At 39.0% G+C, this 16,789-nt stretch carries 14 protein-coding genes and 1 pseudogene; 11 read left to right on the top strand and 4 right to left on the bottom strand.

Going from position 1 to position 16,789, the window contains the following annotated elements:
* Entirely contained in the window at positions 1-1,041 is a 1,041-nt protein-coding gene (gene obgE / locus AA650_RS22700; RefSeq protein WP_053540765.1) for a GTPase ObgE, read from the top strand.
* Positions 1,042-1,640: 599 nt separating this feature from the next.
* Here obgE and AA650_RS22695 read toward each other — a convergent pair.
* A complete protein-coding gene (locus AA650_RS22695; protein WP_053540764.1) occupies positions 1,641-2,405 on the bottom strand; it encodes an RNA methyltransferase in 765 nt (254 codons plus the stop codon).
* A 506-nt stretch (positions 2,406-2,911) separates the two neighbouring features.
* Between AA650_RS22695 and AA650_RS22690 the strand changes: the two genes are divergently transcribed.
* Both AA650_RS22690 and AA650_RS22685 read left to right on the top strand, forming a co-directional pair.
* Positions 2,912-3,166, top strand: a complete 255-nt coding sequence (locus AA650_RS22690) for a hypothetical protein (RefSeq protein WP_053540763.1) — start codon at positions 2,912-2,914, stop codon at positions 3,164-3,166.
* Complete coding sequence (locus tag AA650_RS22685) at positions 3,163-3,306, top strand: type II toxin-antitoxin system RelE/ParE family toxin (protein ID WP_168635800.1); 144 nt, start codon at positions 3,163-3,165, stop codon at positions 3,304-3,306. Before AA650_RS22690 ends, AA650_RS22685 begins: the two co-directional genes overlap by 4 nt.
* A 541-nt stretch (positions 3,307-3,847) precedes the next feature.
* Here the strand turns inward: AA650_RS22685 and AA650_RS22680 are convergent.
* On the bottom strand, positions 3,848-4,084 hold the full coding sequence (locus tag AA650_RS22680) for a type II toxin-antitoxin system Phd/YefM family antitoxin (protein WP_027403217.1): 237 nt from the start codon (positions 4,082-4,084) through the stop codon (positions 3,848-3,850).
* A gap of 295 nt (positions 4,085-4,379) precedes the next feature.
* Between AA650_RS22680 and AA650_RS22675 the strand changes: the two genes are divergently transcribed.
* Positions 4,380-4,730: a translation initiation factor gene (locus AA650_RS22675; protein WP_027403218.1), complete on the top strand. Its 351-nt coding sequence runs from the start codon at positions 4,380-4,382 to the stop codon at positions 4,728-4,730.
* A 94-nt stretch (positions 4,731-4,824) separates the two neighbouring features.
* Complete coding sequence (locus AA650_RS27200; RefSeq protein ID WP_039199490.1) at positions 4,825-4,986, top strand: YqaE/Pmp3 family membrane protein; 162 nt, start codon at positions 4,825-4,827, stop codon at positions 4,984-4,986.
* Positions 4,987-5,636: 650 nt separating this feature from the next.
* On the opposite strand, the gene glgP is transcribed toward AA650_RS27200, so the two are convergent.
* Entirely contained in the window at positions 5,637-8,201 is a 2,565-nt protein-coding gene (gene glgP / locus AA650_RS22670) for an alpha-glucan family phosphorylase (protein ID WP_053540762.1), read from the bottom strand.
* Positions 8,202-8,809: 608 nt separating this feature from the next.
* Here glgP and AA650_RS29195 point away from each other — a divergent pair.
* The 6 genes and pseudogenes from AA650_RS29195 to AA650_RS28885 form a co-directional block, all read left to right on the top strand.
* The gene (locus tag AA650_RS29195; protein WP_255540000.1) at positions 8,810-8,938 is read left to right on the top strand and encodes a hypothetical protein; all 129 of its coding nucleotides are present in this window, start codon (positions 8,810-8,812) and stop codon (positions 8,936-8,938) included.
* Positions 8,939-9,646: 708 nt separating this feature from the next.
* Entirely contained in the window at positions 9,647-10,336 is a 690-nt protein-coding gene (locus AA650_RS29230) for an acyltransferase (RefSeq protein WP_053540761.1), read from the top strand.
* Between the two features lie 178 nt (positions 10,337-10,514).
* The gene (locus AA650_RS27195) at positions 10,515-10,631 is read left to right on the top strand and encodes a photosystem II reaction center protein I (protein WP_081424311.1); all 117 of its coding nucleotides are present in this window, start codon (positions 10,515-10,517) and stop codon (positions 10,629-10,631) included.
* 106 nt (positions 10,632-10,737) lie between these two features.
* Complete coding sequence (locus AA650_RS22660) at positions 10,738-12,078, top strand: RNA-guided endonuclease InsQ/TnpB family protein (RefSeq protein WP_442853949.1); 1,341 nt, start codon at positions 10,738-10,740, stop codon at positions 12,076-12,078.
* Between the two features lie 118 nt (positions 12,079-12,196).
* Positions 12,197-14,548 carry a DUF3769 domain-containing protein gene (locus tag AA650_RS22655; RefSeq protein ID WP_053540760.1) on the top strand — a complete coding sequence of 784 codons (2,352 nt, stop codon included), beginning with the start codon at positions 12,197-12,199 and terminating at the stop codon, positions 14,546-14,548.
* Between the two features lie 386 nt (positions 14,549-14,934).
* Positions 14,935-15,111: pseudogene (locus AA650_RS28885) on the top strand (Uma2 family endonuclease); the annotation flags it as partial.
* A 10-nt stretch (positions 15,112-15,121) separates the two neighbouring features.
* Here the strand turns inward: AA650_RS28885 and AA650_RS22650 are convergent.
* Entirely contained in the window at positions 15,122-16,654 is a 1,533-nt protein-coding gene (locus AA650_RS22650; protein WP_053540759.1) for a SagB/ThcOx family dehydrogenase, read from the bottom strand.
* Between the last annotated feature and the right edge of the window lie 135 nt (positions 16,655-16,789).

Here is a 16,789-nt window from a genome sequence, read left to right as displayed (position 1 = left end):
ATGCAATTTATAGACCAATCAGTAATTGAAGTAGAAGCAGGTAACGGAGGTGATGGTATTGTCGCTTTTCGTAGAGAAAAATATGTCCCAGCAGGTGGTCCATCTGGTGGGAATGGCGGAAAAGGCGGTTCAGTAATTTTTGTAGGTAATACTAATCTGCAAACCTTGTTAGATTTTCGATACAAGCATTTATTTAAGGCACAAAATGGAGAACGTGGCGGTCCAAATAATTGCACTGGTGCAGGTGGGAAAGATCTAATTGTTGAAGTTCCTTGTGGTACTTCTGTATATGATGCGGTAACGAGTGTTTTACTATGTGATATAGTTGAACCCGGACAAAGTTTTCGAGTCGCAGAAGGTGGCAAAGGTGGACTGGGAAATCAACATTTTTTGAGTAACCGCAACCGGGTTCCCGAATATGCCCTCCCTGGTTTAGAAGGGGAAAAAAAGGTATTACGTTTAGAGTTAAAATTGTTAGCAGAAGTCGGGATTATTGGTTTACCAAATGCGGGAAAATCAACTTTAATTTCTTCTTTATCCGCAGCACGTCCAAAAATCGCCGATTATCCCTTTACTACCTTAATTCCTAATTTGGGTGTAGTCAAAAAACCCACAGGTGATGGTACAGTTTTCGCTGATATTCCGGGTTTAATTGAAGGTGCTTCTCATGGTGCCGGTTTAGGTCATGATTTCTTGCGTCACATTGAACGGACAAGGGTTTTATTACACTTAATTGATGCCACAAGTGAAGATGTCATCGCTGATTTCCATACTATTCAAGAAGAACTTAAAGCCTATGGACGAGGTTTAGCTAAACGTCCACAAATTTTGGCATTAAATAAAATAGATGCTGTTGATAGAGAAACTGTTGATTTGGAGGCTTTAGCTACTCAATTAAATCATCTAGCTTTAGCACCAGTGTTCATAATTTCTGCCGTAACTCGCACCGGTTTAGAGCCAATGCTGCAAGAAATTTGGCGGATTTTAGATGAAATTAATGTGTTGGAAGCACAGGAAGTTGCAGTTGAATTGATAAGTTGATTTTGTCGAATACAGTAGCAAAAATTGTGTTAAGTAATTGAACAAAAATATTTACAGTCATTGCAAGCGAAGGGAAGCAATCACAACCCTTGGAATTGCTTCATTTCACTTCGTTCCATATGGCTAACGCCACGCAACGCTTACGCAATAACATTGTGTAATTAATTCTGTCTCACTACTTGCATGATTTCAAGCATAGGGATTAGTTTGAGAGTTCCAGAAATACTGGAACTCCTCGGAGTTTATACTCAAAACGGTTGGGACATGGACTTTTGCAAAATCACGAAAAACCTAGATTTGTAGGGGTTTAGCACTGCTAAACCCCTACCCGCTTAAATCAAATAATTAAGCCGTGTTGAGTATAGTTGATAGCATTATCGTTAAAAACCGCATGGATTTTGAGAACATACTTGAGAGGGTGTTTGAAAAGTTATGGTTGGTGTATTAAATATTTTTTACCCCTCCCTAACCCTCCCCTTGTAAAGGGGAGGGAACTGGATTTTTATTGTTTCCCCCCTTTACAAGGGGAAAGGGGGTAGCAATGTGATGAAAATTACGGAATACCACTTTTAAAACATCCTCTGAGCAAATTCTCACAATTAATCCAGCTTTTCGGAGTTTTTTCTATTAATTGCCCATTCTACCTGTCGTAAAATCCCTCGTAACATTGCCACTTCTGTAGTTTGTAGATAAGCACGATTATATAAGTGGCGGAATTTTTCCATGCGACTAGCTGCGGTGTGGGGATAAAGATAACCAATAGAAAGCAACAAAGATTCTAATTGCTGATAGAATCCTTCCATAGCATCTAATGGGGCAATTTCTGAATCGGGTATATTCTGATCTGTAAATAAGTTAGTAGATTGTGATAATTCATAACAACAAATAGAAACCGCTGTAGCTAAATTCAAAGATGGATATTCGGGATTGGTAGGAATAAAAACTAATTTGTGGGCATAATTTAATTCTTCATTAGTTAATCCTCTATCTTCTCTACCAAAAATTAAAGCTACAGGCTTTTCTGCTTCTGCTAATAACCAGGGTAAAGCGGTGTGAGGGGTATCTAGGGGTAGTTCTCCACTGTATTCCCGTCCCATAGTAGCAACCGCACGGACACAGCCCTGTAAGGCTTGTGGTAATGTGTCTACTATGACCGCAGATTCTAAAATATCTTTACCATGAACTGCCATTTTTAAGGCATCATCTGATGTGCGATCGCATTGAGGATTGACTAATATTAGTTTAGATAAGCCAAAATTTTTCATAACTCTGGACACTGAACCGACATTCAATGGACCGGCTGGTTCTACTAAGACGATAATTACGTTGCTGGTACTGGTTTTTGGATCAATATTTTCTGTCATTGAAGGAGTCTTTAAACTACAGTTATCCGTGCATTATGGCTAGATTTAGGTTTTACTCTAATTTCTACATCAATTTCAAAAGCATTGAGAAATCTAAACATTCTTTCTAGAGAAAAACCTGTAAGTCCTGGAATCTTTTGAAAATTCAGACATGACTTCAAATGTTTTTTCAGAGAAGATATTCTTTTGGTTTTGTTCACCTGCCATGATATTTTATAATTTAACTATGGATGTTTTCATGAAGTATTTAAAGAATTAATGGCGTTGTAACCCAGCCTAAAGGGACTGAGCTTGCAAGAAATTGCAAGCTGTACTGACCAGACCAGCCTTAGACTACGCTTAGGGTAGCCGTTATTTGAGTCACGACACCTCGAAATACGTAGCCAGTTTCCCGCTCTGTCGCTGTAAGTTACACAGTTCTAAGGTAACAGGAACAGTGCTTTCAGCCTAACAAGCTCTTATAACAGGTCGTTCGCGCCTGAGTTTCCCACTTACTGCGAGGTTTTATGACTGTTGAAAACACTATTGTAGAAAAAGTACGGATATTGTCACCAGAAAAACAACACCAAGTATTAGCCTTTATTCATCTACTGGAAAATAATGAATGGGAATTTTTATATCAAGGAAAATTTAAAGAATTACAGCAGGAAATTAATCTAGGAATTGCAGCAGCTAATAGAGGTGAATTTGTAGATGCTGAAGAACTATTTTCAGGGTTAAGAAAAAAACTTCAACAAAAACGGACTCAGGCTGGAAAATGAGCAATATTTGTAAATTTACAGTTCCAGCCAGTCGAGACATTGAGAGTATAGTTGATTATATAGCAGACAATAGTAGTTTTGATGCAGCAGAAAGCCTTCTTAGCAAAATTAATAGTAAATGTGAAAGGTTAGGAATGTGAATTAAATAAGGTGCAAAAGTAGGGTGTGTTAGCGACAGCGTAACGCACCATTCCAGGTTACATCAGAATTGCAGGTTATTAAATTTGCGTTCCTTAGCAAAATTCCCTAGTATGGGACGTAGCCGTGATGAATTAGCAACTAATGTCCGCAGTTTTCCTGTTAGAGACTTCCAAATAAAAAAATGTCCCAAAACTGATGCAGAAATTCTCTCTCTGTGTACTCTGTGCCTCTGTGGTTCGTTTCTTAGGATAATTTATTTCTTGGAAGTCTCTTAATGATTACCTAATTTTTTATCGTCCCATTGAGGAAGGTATTGAAATTTTGCGTGTTGTTAGTGGTTATCGAGATTTAGAAGGTTTATTTTTAAAAGATGATGAGGATTTTTAATTATTGGTGTAAGTAGGTGAACACAATAAAACCAAACTGTGTAAAGAAATGTAAAATCGCCCAAACCCTTTTCACTCTTGCCTCTTGCCTCTTGCCTTTTGCCTTGCCATAACGACAATTTTCAACGCTCACCTACTTAAACTAAATTCCAATTCACCAATCTAATTCTCCATTACATTCTTCTATCGGTGTTGCTAATCCTTCTTTAATTGATTCTCTCATCCCTGGAATAGAAAGAAGATAAAGAGTTTCTTGGATAGATTTCCAGTCTGCTTCAGATAATAAGACTGCGTTGCTATTGTCTCCTGAAATAACAATAGGTTGATGAGATTGATTAACTGAATCAATTAAATTCTGTAGTTGTTGTTGTGCTTGATTTATTGAAATCATACTCTTCTTTTTGAAACTGTCTTATTATCATAAATAATAGCAGATAATTTAAAACCATGCCAGAATCAGGATATACGGTTACTGAGCGATCGCCTGCGTGGCGTAGCCATAGTTGAAGTACAGGATTTAAGGATTTACAGGATGTGATAGTTTAATTAATGAAATATAAAATTATCTGCGTTTATCTGCGTTTATCTGCGTTTAATGACCACCTCTTCCATCTGAATTGTGAATAAATAGATGGGTAGGCTAAAATTGTTTACAATAAAAGTCTATTTTTCCTGCATTAAATATTATGGCTAATCCCAAATCTGACAAAGGCTTTGTCTACCAAGAATTTGGTAACGGTAGTTCACCCGCACTGGAACGCGCTGTAGAACGGGGAATCCAAGACTTACCCCCCAATCAGCAAAATGTGCGAATCCAAGCTACTCGCGCGGGAAGAAAGGGGAAAACTGTCACGGTGATTACTGGTTTTCAAACGACACCGGAAACTTTAGCTACTTTATTAAAACAGTTAAAAGCCCAATGCGGCACAGGTGGAACTGTGAAAGATAATGAAATTGAAGTTCAGGGAGACCACAAACAGAAGATTTTAGAGATTTTGGTGAAGTTGGGTTATAAAGCTAAAATCAGCGGTGGTTAAAAGGTGCGGTTGACCAAATTTTTCAGGAATCGTCACCACATTAGGTGATGTTAAGTCTAGAAACATTGAACATCTACAGGAGAATAACATGGATATGGATGTAGTCAGAATTATAGTTGCGATTTTTCTCCCACCTTTAGGAGTATTTTTGCAGGTCGGGTTTGGTAAGGATTTTTGGATTAATTTACTTTTGACTATCTTTGGTTTTTATATTCTGGGTATTGTTCACGCAGTGTGGATAATTGCGAAGAAGTAATGATGTCAGAGAGATAGAGGAAACTGGACTATCTCTCTATTTCTTTCCCTAATTTTCAGCCCTTTAAAGAAGAAGCAGGATATGAAAATAAAGTATCCCATTAATTTTCACAAAGGTCTAACATTCGTTATCGTTTTAGGACTAATGGTTTTATACTCATTTGCTGAGTTTAGAACTTCAGTCAAGAAAAAGATGTTTTTAAAAGATGCGTAGCACGAAAAAAAACAGTGTCATTATTTCAATCTCATGTTTTTAAACATGAGTTTTTTCTGTTTCCTGTTGCTTCTTCCTCTGAACCCCCTTTCCCCTTAAGGGGGAAACAATAAAAATCCAGTTCCCTCCCCTTTATAAGGCTACGGTGTACACACAAGTTATCGAATCACCATTATTCCTCAAATTACCCCACCCTAACCCTCCCCGATGCTTTGGGGAGGGAACTAATTTTTTTGGTTTTCCCCTAAAGCATCGGGGGATTAAGGGGGGTAATTTAACTTGTGTGTACACGATAGCCTTTATAAGGGGAGGGTTAGGGAGGGGTAAAATATTTGATACAGCAATCATGACTTTTCAAACACCCCCCTAAATGGTGAAATCTATATTTTTAACAATTTCTGTAGAGACGTTTTATGGAACATCTCTACATTATTTGCTTATTCCGCCCAAGCGATTAATCTGGGTTCATAAGGGCTAGAGAGGTATTGATTTCGAGGTAAGACACGCAAAGATAAACCTTGCAAACCAGAAGTTGTGTAGGTGATATTTGCGGTATAAAGACTGGAATTTTCTGGATCTTGTCCTTGATAATCCATGATTACAGGTACAGCATTGACGATATCACCGTTGGCATCAATAGAACCTTGATATAGTTCTACTTGCACATCATCATTTTTCAAAGTTGCTAAATCTACCTTAGCTTTCACCGCTACAGTTTGATTAACTTCAATGTCTGATGCTGCGGATACGTCAACATCTTTGATTTTGATGTTAAACCAGTGTTCACCTAACTTTGATCTCCAGGCGGCTAATTCCTTGGCTGGGCTGTAATTATCAACGGTGAGGGTATGATAGCGATCGCTCGCCGGGAAATAAGCTCTCATTGCATATTCTCGCACCATCCGGGCTGTATTAAAGAAAGGACAATTCAACCGAATCGCATCTTTCATTTTTGCTACCCAAGGACGAGGCAAACCATCACCATCACGATGATCATAGAATAGGGGAATAACTTCCTTTTCTAACAACTCATAGAGGGCGTTAGCTTCTATTTCATCTTGGTAATTAGGATCATCATAGTTTTCACCATGTCCTATTGCCCAACCAGTGCGAACATAGTCCGCTTCATCCCACCAACCATCAAGAACACTGAGATTTGGTAAACCATTCATAGCAGCTTTCATGCCACTTGTCCCAGAAGCTTCACGGGGACGACGGGGAGTATTTAACCAGATATCACAACCTGCTACCATTAAGCGGGCGATGTGAATATCGTAGTTAGGGACAAATACCACCTGTTTTTCTAAATGGTGTTCGCGGATAAAGCGGTTAATATCCCGAATTAATTCTTTACCAGGAATATCTTTAGGATGTGCTTTCCCAGCAATCACAAACTGCACCTTGCGGTGTTTGTTAGCGAGTAAAATCTTTTTAATTCTTTCCAAATCACGCATCCATAGAGTAGCGCGTTTGTAAGTAGCAAAACGACGGGCAAAGCCAATGGTAAAAACGTTAGGATCAAGCACCTCTTGTGCCTGAATGATATCGGAAGCAGAAGCACCGCGATCGCGCAAATGTTTGACTAAATGTTCTCGAACATACAACACCATATCCAAACGGCAGCGCTCGTGATTCCGCCATAACTCCTCATCGGGAATTGCATCCATGCGTTCCCACAATTGGCTATCAGGTGGTGCTGATGACCAATTTGGACCAAGATAGCGATCGTATAGCTCTTGCGTGGATTTACTTACACAACTGCGGGCATGGACACCGTTAGTAATAGCAGCAATTGGTACTTCTTCCACAGGAACTTTCTGCCACAAACCTTGGAACATCTGGCGGGAAACAACACCATGCAATTGTGCCACACCATTAGAGAATGTCGCCATCTTCAGTGCTAAAACTGCCATACTGAAAGGTGCAGACAAATCACCAGTATTTTCTCGTCCCAAACCTAAAAACTGCTCTTTCGGTAAACCAAAGATATCTGCATAGTAACCCAAATAATGCAACATCTTATCAGGAGCAAACAAGTCAATTCCCGCGGGAACTGGAGTGTGGGTAGTGAAAATATTACTAGAAGACACCACCTGTTTAGCTTCTCTGTAATTCAGTCCTTTTTCCTGAATCAGAATGCGAATGCGTTCTAAAGCCGAGAAAGCCGCATGACCTTCATTCATGTGGTAAGCAGTGACTTCATAGCCCAAGGCTTTGAGCATTTGCACCCCACCTATCCCCAGCATAATCTCCTGATGGATACGCATATCTATATCACCACCATACAACTGATCGGTGATATCGTGGTCATAAGCCTTATTCGGCTCAATATTAGTATCAAGCATATACAGGGGTACTGTCCCTACCTGAACACGCCACACCCGTGCATATACCTTGCGTCCAGGATAATCTACCGCAATCCGTAATTCTGTACCATCGGGGTTGCGTTCCAAATGCAAGGGCATATTATGGAAATCATTGATGAGGTAGCGTTCCTGCTGCCAACCATCAGCATTAAGATACTGGGCAAAGTAGCCTTGTTGATATAATAAGCCCACACCCACCAAAGGTAATCCCAAATCACTCGCAGATTTCAGGTGATCTCCTGCGAGTACACCCAAACCACCTGAATAGATAGGTAAGCAATCTACTAACCCAAATTCAGCAGAAAAATAGGCGTAACATTCCTTCTGGTGCTGATTTCTTTGTTTTTTATACCAAGTATATTCCTGCAAATAATCTTCTAACTGCCGCGCTGCTCGGTCTACTTGCGCTAAAAAGCCTTCATCTTCAACAACTTCTAATAGTCGGCTTTGACTGATAGTTCCCAGCATCAATACTGGATTATGGTGGGTAGATTCCCATAAATCAGGATCTAAACGACGAAACAGGTCTTTGCTCTCCACATTCCAATCAAAATGGAGATTATAGGCTAGTTTCCGCAGGGGTTCTAGTCTGGATGGTAGTGAAGGAGATACATTAAAAGTACGAATTGGCTGCATAGTTTAGAAAAACTTTAAGTTCAGCTATGGATATTGTTTACTGTTTTTACCTAATATTGCCAACTCTTTATACCGTATTTGTCAACGTTTGATGACTTTGTTAAGAATTGGCAACTATTTAATTTCTAGAGATAAACATGAAACTAAAAGGTGTCCTGAGTCTACGGGGTTTCCTGATTTATGGCTAAAGTTTTAGTAAAATTTAATTATCTGCTGTGTATATAGGCAAAATAGCGATCGCAAAGTGCTGCTACAAGCAGGTTACAAAGCACTGTTACCAGTAGATCACTTCACAGTTTTGTCCAAACTTAATTAAAACAAATTAAATTTTATTCATTGAGTAAATCTAAATCAAAGATTCCCAACTTCTTTCACAAGTCAGGGATCTAAATATATTACAGCAAATTGCAGATTAATGAAGTACACGCTCTAAATTCAAAGCCGAACAGCAATCCATTTTTACTGCTGAATTCTGCTGTATTTATTACCTTTGATAAAACTTGTTCACTCAATCAAAAATATGTTATGCTTAATAGCAATTGTTCCCAAACAATAATTCTGTAATTGAAAATGTAATTTAGTTACCCTATAAATCATTTGTGTGCAACATGATTAGAGCCGTATACTCTACAAGTTATTTACAAGAAAGCCGCCACAGCAGTCGTGGTAGTGCCTTCTTGTTTGCACCAATGGTGAATTTTAACATCATGGCAGATGTGGGAGACACTCCACCATAGTAGTTTTTATTTAAAAATAATCATCCCAATTGAATAAAAATCAAATTGTGACACAAAAGAAGTGATTCTAGCACTATTAATACCTACGGAAATTCATTGTTGTGAAAACACAAATATTTAAAGCCATTTGTGAAAAAATATGGCAAAAATCCGCTGGTAATTGATCTGCATGAATATTTCTGTATTCGTAGTTGCATTACCAACTGTCTCAACTTTCCCGATACAGTAAAAGTTGATATGTTTACCAAATTAATCTCATCAGTAGTTTGACAAAATTAACTTCAATCAGGTTATCAGAGAACAAAAAACAGGGTGTGTCATTAATTCTGTCCAATTACTTGCCCAGAGATTAACTGAGACTAACTACTGCTATGCACTGATATTAGCTAGTGAATTTATGCAACCCAGAAAAAGGTGATTAACGTTGCTGATTAATTCAATACAGGTGCATATAAAAATGAGGCTAAACTTAGATGAAATAACTTATTTAGACATCATTGCAAAACTGTTTAAATCGAGAGTTTTTCACTAATTGAGTACACAATTGACAACTGTAGGCAAACTTATGTATTGCCATAATTGGGAATTTTGCAGATATTTGGGGATTTTTAGGGATAAATTTGCTTGCTTCTAGTATCGAGGAAAATCATTTTTGATTTTCCTGAATTCCTTCTTGCCTAAAAATAATTGATTCACGAGAGATTTATCATGATTGACCAAAAATATTCTGCAAAAATTCAAAGATTTCAAGAACTATTAATAACTACTTTATTGGGAGATTTACCAACAATTGCAATGGGACCACAGCTAAGAAGATTGGTATATCAAAATATTTTTGGCAGCATGGGTAATAAAGTTTTTATTCAACATGGAGTAGAAATAACTGGAAGTTCATGTATTGAAATTGGGAACGGAGTGAATATCTTCAAGGGTGTGCGTTTAGATGCCAAAGGACATCAAAACAATAGAATGTATATTAGTAATCAAGTCACAATTGAGCGAAATGTAGATATCGGATGTATGGATAATACTTCTATATATATTGATGAAAATACTTATATAGCTCCTGGTGTGTGTATTGCTGGTCAGGGAGATATCCGCATTGGTAAAAACTGCCTGATAGCATCTCATTGTGGAATCTATGCTAATAATCATGTTTTTACAGACTTGTTGCTACCCATAAAACAGCAAGGTGTGACTCGTGACGGAATTACTATTGAAGATGACTGTTGGCTAGGACATGGTGTGACTGTATTAGATGGAGTTACCATTGGTGAAGGTAGCATTATTGGTGCAGGTGCAGTAGTCAATAAAGATATTCCCCCTTATTCCATTGCGGTAGGTGTACCAGCAAAAGTTATCAAACATCGTGTTGCCAATGTAATAGGTAATAAGTAATGGGTAATAGGTAATAGATATTTCCCCTACCTCCCCACTTCCCCTAACTCCCCTACTTCCCCTACCTCCCCCACTTCCCTTACTTCCCCTACCCCTTTTCCCTATTCCTTCGCAAAAAGAACAAGATATGGGTAAGATAAGTTAATTACTGTTTGGCAAACCCCTGGGAGTTAGTTCTATGTTGAGTTTAAAAATCGCTGTTTATATTGTTGTCGGTTTGTTTGTTAGCCTTTTCATATTCGGGTTTTTGTCTAATGACCCAGCCCGTAACCCTGGTCGTAGGGATGCAGAATAAATAGCCAATAACTTAACTCTGGTGGCTAGAAGGTAGAAACTGGCTAAGATGTGATTGAACACAAACAGCAGAAGTCCCACATCTCACTCTTAAGAGTGTGGGATGAATGCGCCTGTTGGTCAATGACAAATCAACATTTTCCGATTTAAGAGAATATATCCAATCTTCTACCAAAGATGTAATAGTTCTGTCTTTAGTGTCTAGCCCTTATGTTATCATAAAAACAGGTCGAAAGGAAACGAAAAACATGAGAACATCTTACCAATACCGATTAAAGCCAACAAAAAAACAAGCGGAAAAAATTGATAAAATACTAGATATGCTGCGTTGTCAGTACAATTATCAACTTGCTCAACGGTTTAATTGGTATGAAGCAAATCGCTCTCCTGTTGATAGATGTTCCGTTGTCGTTTGTCATTTACCAGAGTTAAAAGATAAACCTAATCGCTTTAGTCAGCAAGCATCATTAACCCAATTAAAAAAAGACCGACCTTGGTACAGAGATATTCATTCTCAAGTGCTACAAGAAGTTACTAAAAAAGTTGAATTAGATTTTGATAGATGGTTGAAAGGTGATAGCAACGGCAAAAAATCTGGTAGACCTAGATTTAAAGCTGTTGGACAATACAAAACATTTACGTTTCCTCAATTCAAGCAACATCACTTTGTTAATCACAAGATTACGCTGTCTAAAATAGGAGATGTAAAGGTAATTGTTCATCGTCAAATCCCCGACGGGTTTGAGATTAAAACTGTATCTGTCACTAAAAAAGCAGACGGATATTATGTGACTCTAAGCCTTGATGACAAAACAGTTGCAACGATTAAACCTGATTTTAATGCTAATAATATCGTTGGTATTGATGTAGGTTTAATTGATTTTATTGTCACCTCAGACGATGAAAGAATTGCCGCCCCTAAGTTTTTGCGTAAAGCTGAACGTAAATTAAAATCTGCACAGCGTCGCGTCTCTCGTAGAAAAAAAGGATCTAATCGTCGTAAAAAAGCGATTAAAAAACTGGCTATTCAACACAAGAAAGTGTCAGATACCCGCAAAGATTTTCACTTTAAAACTGCAAACAATCTACTCAAAAAGTACGATGTTATTGCTGTGGAAAAGTTGAATATAAAAGGACTCGCTAGAACAAGATTGGCTAAAAGTATTAATGATGCTGGTTGGGGACAATTTATTTCGATACTAACAGTCAAAGCCGTAAATGCTGGACTAAAAGTAATCGCTGTAAATCCAAACGGTACAAGCCAAGAATGCTCTAGTTGCGATGCCCTGGGCTTGCCGAAGGGTGGTCATAAAGTTAAAAAGCCGCTATCCCAAAGAATGCACAATTGTCCTATCTGCCATACAAGTTTGTGCAGGGATCTAAATGCGGCTATAAATATCAAGAACCGTGGGACACACGGTCTTAAAGCTCAGTCAATGTCTTCATAGAAGAGTCGCTGAGAAGCCAACACTCACCCGTTCGCGCAAGCGTGCCGCAAGGCATAAGGGAGTGTGTGGAGTATGTCACCCTTCCGGCTATTTTTTGCTTTTTGGTCAGATTGAAAATATGTTTCATCCAGTATTACCGCCTCAGCTACCTCCAAGTATTGAATCTTTAAAACCTGTTGATGATGCTGCTTCTGTTCCTATTGTCAAGGTGAAAACTGATGAGCGAAAACTGATAATTGTTGGTAAAAATCAGGATGACAAGTATCAATCAAATACCAGCCCAGTCCAGGCAGATGTTGTTGAAAAGTCTTTTTCTCTGTTATCTCCACCGAAAAATTTAGAGCCCAAGTCTTTACCTAGCTATTCTGAACAATCGGCTGTTTTAGCGGAAACATCTATCCCCCCAACTCAGCCTAGTAATGTGAATTTACAGGAATCGGGGGGGAAATTGCGGCTGTCTGTTGGTGATAAGAAACCTGCTGCACCAATCCAAAATATTATTGAATTCAAGCTTCGCAATCCCGAAAATCAAGAGTCTACACCTACGACTGTAGAATTTCCGCCGTCACCCCAACCGCCGACAGTAGAGAAGATTCCTGTGGGGAAAGGCAGAGTTGTGGAAGTAATTGCCGATCGCCAGGAGTATGATGAACAAAGGCGAGTTGTGACTGCTGATGGTAATGTTGTTGTCAGGTTTGATGGGGCAGTGATTGATGCCGATACCCTACAAATTAATTTGGATAATTTGATTGCGGTGGGGGAAGGTAATGTGGTGTTAACTAGAGGTAATCAGGTACTCCAAGGACAACGGTTTACCTATAATTTTATTCAAGATAATGGGGATTTAGAAAACGGTAAAGGTGAACTTTATATCCCCACAGCAGGTACAGATTTTGCTTTTTCACCGACTCTACCTACAGATATTACAGCAGGGGGTGTATCTAGCCAGCCGTTAAGTAATCGCATTCGCGCTAATCAGCCGCTGACGAGTGTGAATAGTTCAGGGGGTATCCAATTTGGTGCTAGTGGTCAATCAGATGCGCGAAACGTCCCTGCGCCTAAGTCTGGGGGTACGGTGAAACGATTCAGGTTTGAAGCTCAACGGATTGAATTTTATCCGCGAGGTTTTCAATCGCAAGATGTGAGAATTACTAATGATCCTTTTTCACCACCAGAATTAGAATTAAGAGCGGAGCAGGTAAATGTGACGCGGGAAGCGCCTTTGATAGATAAAGTTACTACCCAGCGTCAAAGGGTGGTTTTTGATCAAAACGTTGTTATCCCTCTGCCTGTTAATAGTCGGACAATAGATCGTCGTCCACGTAAAGTAAATCCTACTATTGTTTCTCCTGGTTTTGATAAGGGTAAACGAGATGGTTTGTATTTAGAACGGGATTTTGAACCGATTAATGTTAATCAAAAACGTTGGACGATTACGCCCCAGTTTTATCTGCAAAGGGCTTTTAAGGATAGGGAGAATGTAGCCAGTTTATTTGGGGTGAAGACTAGGCTAAATGCTGTTTTTAGTCCGAAAACTATTTTGGAAGGTGCGGGGGAGTTAACTAGTTTTGATTTCAATCAGTTAGAAAATAACTTGCGCGGAAGTTTGCGGTTACGCCAAAATTTGGGTAATGTTAATCCTTATATATTGAGTTTGGAGTCTATTTACCGCGATCGCCTATATAATGGTAGCCTTGGCTATCAAACTGTCCAAAGTAGTCTCGGTGGCATCATCAGTTCTCCTATTATTCCTTTAGGCAAAACCGGTATTAATCTTAGTTATCAAGGCGGCGCTCAATATATAGATGCAAACACTGACCGTCAAGATTTACTCTCACCAGGACGAAAAAACGATCGCATTTCTCTGGGTCGTTTACAAGGAACTGTGGCCTTGAGTGGTGGTATCAATTTGTGGCAAGGGCAACCATTGGCAGCTACAGCTAGTGAGGGATTAAAATATACCCCTACTCCTATCGTACCGTATTTGCAGGCGATCGCAGGTGTCACAGGAACTACTAGCTATTATAGTAGCAGTGATAACCAAACTACCTTAACTGGGACTATTGGCTTAGTAGGACAGATTGGTAACTTCTCTCGCCCTTACTTAGATTATACCGCCTTTAATCTCACCTACTCCCAAGGAACTAATAGCGGTTTATCACCCTTTCTTTTTGATCGTTCAGTGGATAACAGAGTCCTGAATGCAGGACTTTATCAGCAAATCTATGGACCACTTAAGTTAGGTTTGCAAACATCCATTAATCTAGATACAGGTAAAAGCACCAGCACTGATTACATAGTCGAATACAGCCGCCGCACCTACGGTATTACTCTGCGTTATAATCCGGTGCTAGAATTAGGCGGTTTTAGTATTCGCATTAGTGACTTTAATTGGACAGGTGGCACAGATCCATTTTCCAGTGGAGAAATTAAACCTGTTGTTGGTGGCGTAATCCGTCAAGATAATTAAAAATCCGTAGGGGCAACCCCCGTATTTGCCCAGCAATTCTCATTTTGAAAAAATAAGGTTAGAATTGCGGATTATATGCATTACGCAGGGAAAAAGGTCTGAATCACGGATTAGACGGATTGCGCTGATTTCACGGATTTTAGTAACTTTTATCGGACAAAAATATTTACAGTCATTGCGAGGGACGAGAAGCAATCAAGTTCACGAAGTGTGGCGTATCCCTGCGAACTGCTTGCAGCAGCGCTTCGCTATCGCCGGAGGCATCAGCCATAACCCAACATTATCAAGGATTTTGTTGGGTTTCGCTATCGCTCAACCCAACCTACATTTCCTTAACCGACAAGTATTGGAGTCTGACAGTACGCCTGTGTTAGCGAAGCGTAGGTCAAAATTGGCAAGAACATTTTCAAGGTATTTTACTAACAGAATCTATCAAACCCACACTACAAAAATACCACCCAGATGGTCAATATTGTATTGGACAGAATTTAGGTATCTATTGGAAAATGACGTACACTCCAGAATGCGGTGCAGAATTTCCAAAATGGTTTTATGTGCCTGACTCCTTTGCTTCTACCTGGGTTTTCCTAGTGTCGTAATGTAGATCACTGCTTCATCCATAGGGATACCTAAGACATTATTTACTTGGTCATCAAAAAAACCAGCGATGCCACTGACACCTAAGTTAAGACGAATGGCTGCTAAATTAAGCCTTTGTCCTAAAATACCTGCATCTAAGTGTAAATAACGGTAAACACGATCTCCATATTGAGCGATCGCATTTTTTAAATCAGCAGTATGAAATAATACTGCACCTGCATCTCTGCCTAATTCCTGTCCTAAACATAAGAAATGTAATTCTCGACGGAAATTTTTAAACCGAATTTGCCGTAATTCTTGGGCTTTAGGTGCGTAATAATAACAGCCTGGATCTAATCCTTGCACTCCAGAAACAGCTACAAATGTTTCTATTAAATTCAAATCAAAATAATCAGGGTGAGGATCTAAATTTTGGTCAATATAATTTTGGGGTTGATAAGTAAAATCAAGTAAAGCTTTCAATTCATCAAAACTTAAATCATCACCAGTATAAGCACGAGTTGAACGGCGTTTATAGATAGTATTCGATAAATCTGCTAAATCTTCTCCCCAATAAATTGGTGTAGTTCGAGTCGAAAATTTTTCACAAAAAGGGAAGTTATACTTATCTTCCAAAGACTTTTCTAGTTCCACATTTGGTAAATTTAACTTACTACTGTTATTCACTGGAATTTGAGTATTTATGTGAAAATATTTCAGCAATTCACCATCAGGAATAGATGGATAATTAGTGGCAGTTGTCGAAGGTAAAGCAGTCCGTCCTAGTGGTAAATTTTGGCGTACATCTAACAAATCTGCCAAAGCTAAAACAGCAGTTGTTCCTTCTTGTTCATGATCAATATAAAGTAATTCATTAACAGCCTCATCAGCAAAACCGCCAATTAAATGAGAGCGATAATCAGCAATATTACAAGCTAACTGAATATTACTTAAAAGATGCCCCGTGTCCAGAAAAATTCGCCGATAAGCCCTGTCTTCATAACGCCAAGCCGAACGATAAAAAACCGCAGTTGTAATTATAGCTAATTGGGTACTTTCCAGGGAAGGATGCCAAAAACAAGCAGATTGTAAACTTTGCCAAACATCACTTTCCCAAAAGTGCATTAAAGAATGAGTTCGACATTGATAGTTATAAAGTCCCGGCGGTAATAATGGTGTCCCACGAGAAACTAAATATACTTCAGCCGGATATAAGCCCCCCGCACTAGGCGCAGAACGTAAGTATACTGTATTACCCAAAGAAGGCATTTTTGCCGTGAGTCCATAACTGTGAAATAATAGTTGAGAAAGCCGCCACCACCATTTGGTATCTTGTTGATTGGCAACAGTTGCCGCTGTTTCTTGCAGATAAGGTTTGAGGTCAATGTCAGAGCCAATTTTATACTCTTTGAACGGCACTGGCTGTTTATTCCAGTCTAAATTACGACTTTTAGAAGCCAGGGTTTCAGGGTGGTACTTAGTCCGGTCGTGATAGTGTTGGGCAATGGATTGTTCTATTTCTGGCATAGTAATTTTAATATCCCATAGCAGGGAACAGGGAACAGGGAACAGGGAACAGAAAAGTTGAAAGTCTTTTGCTGTATGGCTTTGTAGATAACTTTTGTATCTTATTCAAGTGCATACCACTGTAGTGTATTCCTA

The organism is Anabaena sp. WA102 (assembly GCF_001277295.1).
GTDB classification, from domain to species: domain Bacteria; phylum Cyanobacteriota; class Cyanobacteriia; order Cyanobacteriales; family Nostocaceae; genus Dolichospermum; species Dolichospermum heterosporum.
The sequence above is the reverse complement of the archived record's forward strand: the minus strand, read 5'-3'. Positions and strand labels throughout refer to the sequence as shown.

Coding starts and splice junctions, on each gene's coding strand:
- AA650_RS22690 (WP_053540763.1), top strand. CDS start 2,912: ATGACTGTTGAAAACACTATTGTAGAAAAAGTACGGATATTGTCACCA.
- AA650_RS22660 (WP_442853949.1), top strand. CDS start 10,738: ATGCGCCTGTTGGTCAATGACAAATCAACATTTTCCGATTTAAGAGAA.
- obgE (WP_053540765.1), top strand. CDS start 1: ATGCAATTTATAGACCAATCAGTAATTGAAGTAGAAGCAGGTAACGGA.
- AA650_RS22650 (WP_053540759.1), bottom strand. CDS start 16,654: ATGCCAGAAATAGAACAATCCATTGCCCAACACTATCACGACCGGACT.
- AA650_RS29230 (WP_053540761.1), top strand. CDS start 9,647: ATGATTGACCAAAAATATTCTGCAAAAATTCAAAGATTTCAAGAACTA.
- AA650_RS27195 (WP_081424311.1), top strand. CDS start 10,515: ATGTTGAGTTTAAAAATCGCTGTTTATATTGTTGTCGGTTTGTTTGTT.
- AA650_RS27200 (WP_039199490.1), top strand. CDS start 4,825: ATGGATGTAGTCAGAATTATAGTTGCGATTTTTCTCCCACCTTTAGGA.
- AA650_RS22695 (WP_053540764.1), bottom strand. CDS start 2,405: ATGACAGAAAATATTGATCCAAAAACCAGTACCAGCAACGTAATTATC.
- glgP (WP_053540762.1), bottom strand. CDS start 8,201: ATGCAGCCAATTCGTACTTTTAATGTATCTCCTTCACTACCATCCAGA.
- AA650_RS22680 (WP_027403217.1), bottom strand. CDS start 4,084: ATGATTTCAATAAATCAAGCACAACAACAACTACAGAATTTAATTGAT.
- AA650_RS22685 (WP_168635800.1), top strand. CDS start 3,163: ATGAGCAATATTTGTAAATTTACAGTTCCAGCCAGTCGAGACATTGAG.
- AA650_RS22655 (WP_053540760.1), top strand. CDS start 12,197: ATGTTTCATCCAGTATTACCGCCTCAGCTACCTCCAAGTATTGAATCT.
- AA650_RS29195 (WP_255540000.1), top strand. CDS start 8,810: ATGATTAGAGCCGTATACTCTACAAGTTATTTACAAGAAAGCCGCCAC.
- AA650_RS22675 (WP_027403218.1), top strand. CDS start 4,380: ATGGCTAATCCCAAATCTGACAAAGGCTTTGTCTACCAAGAATTTGGT.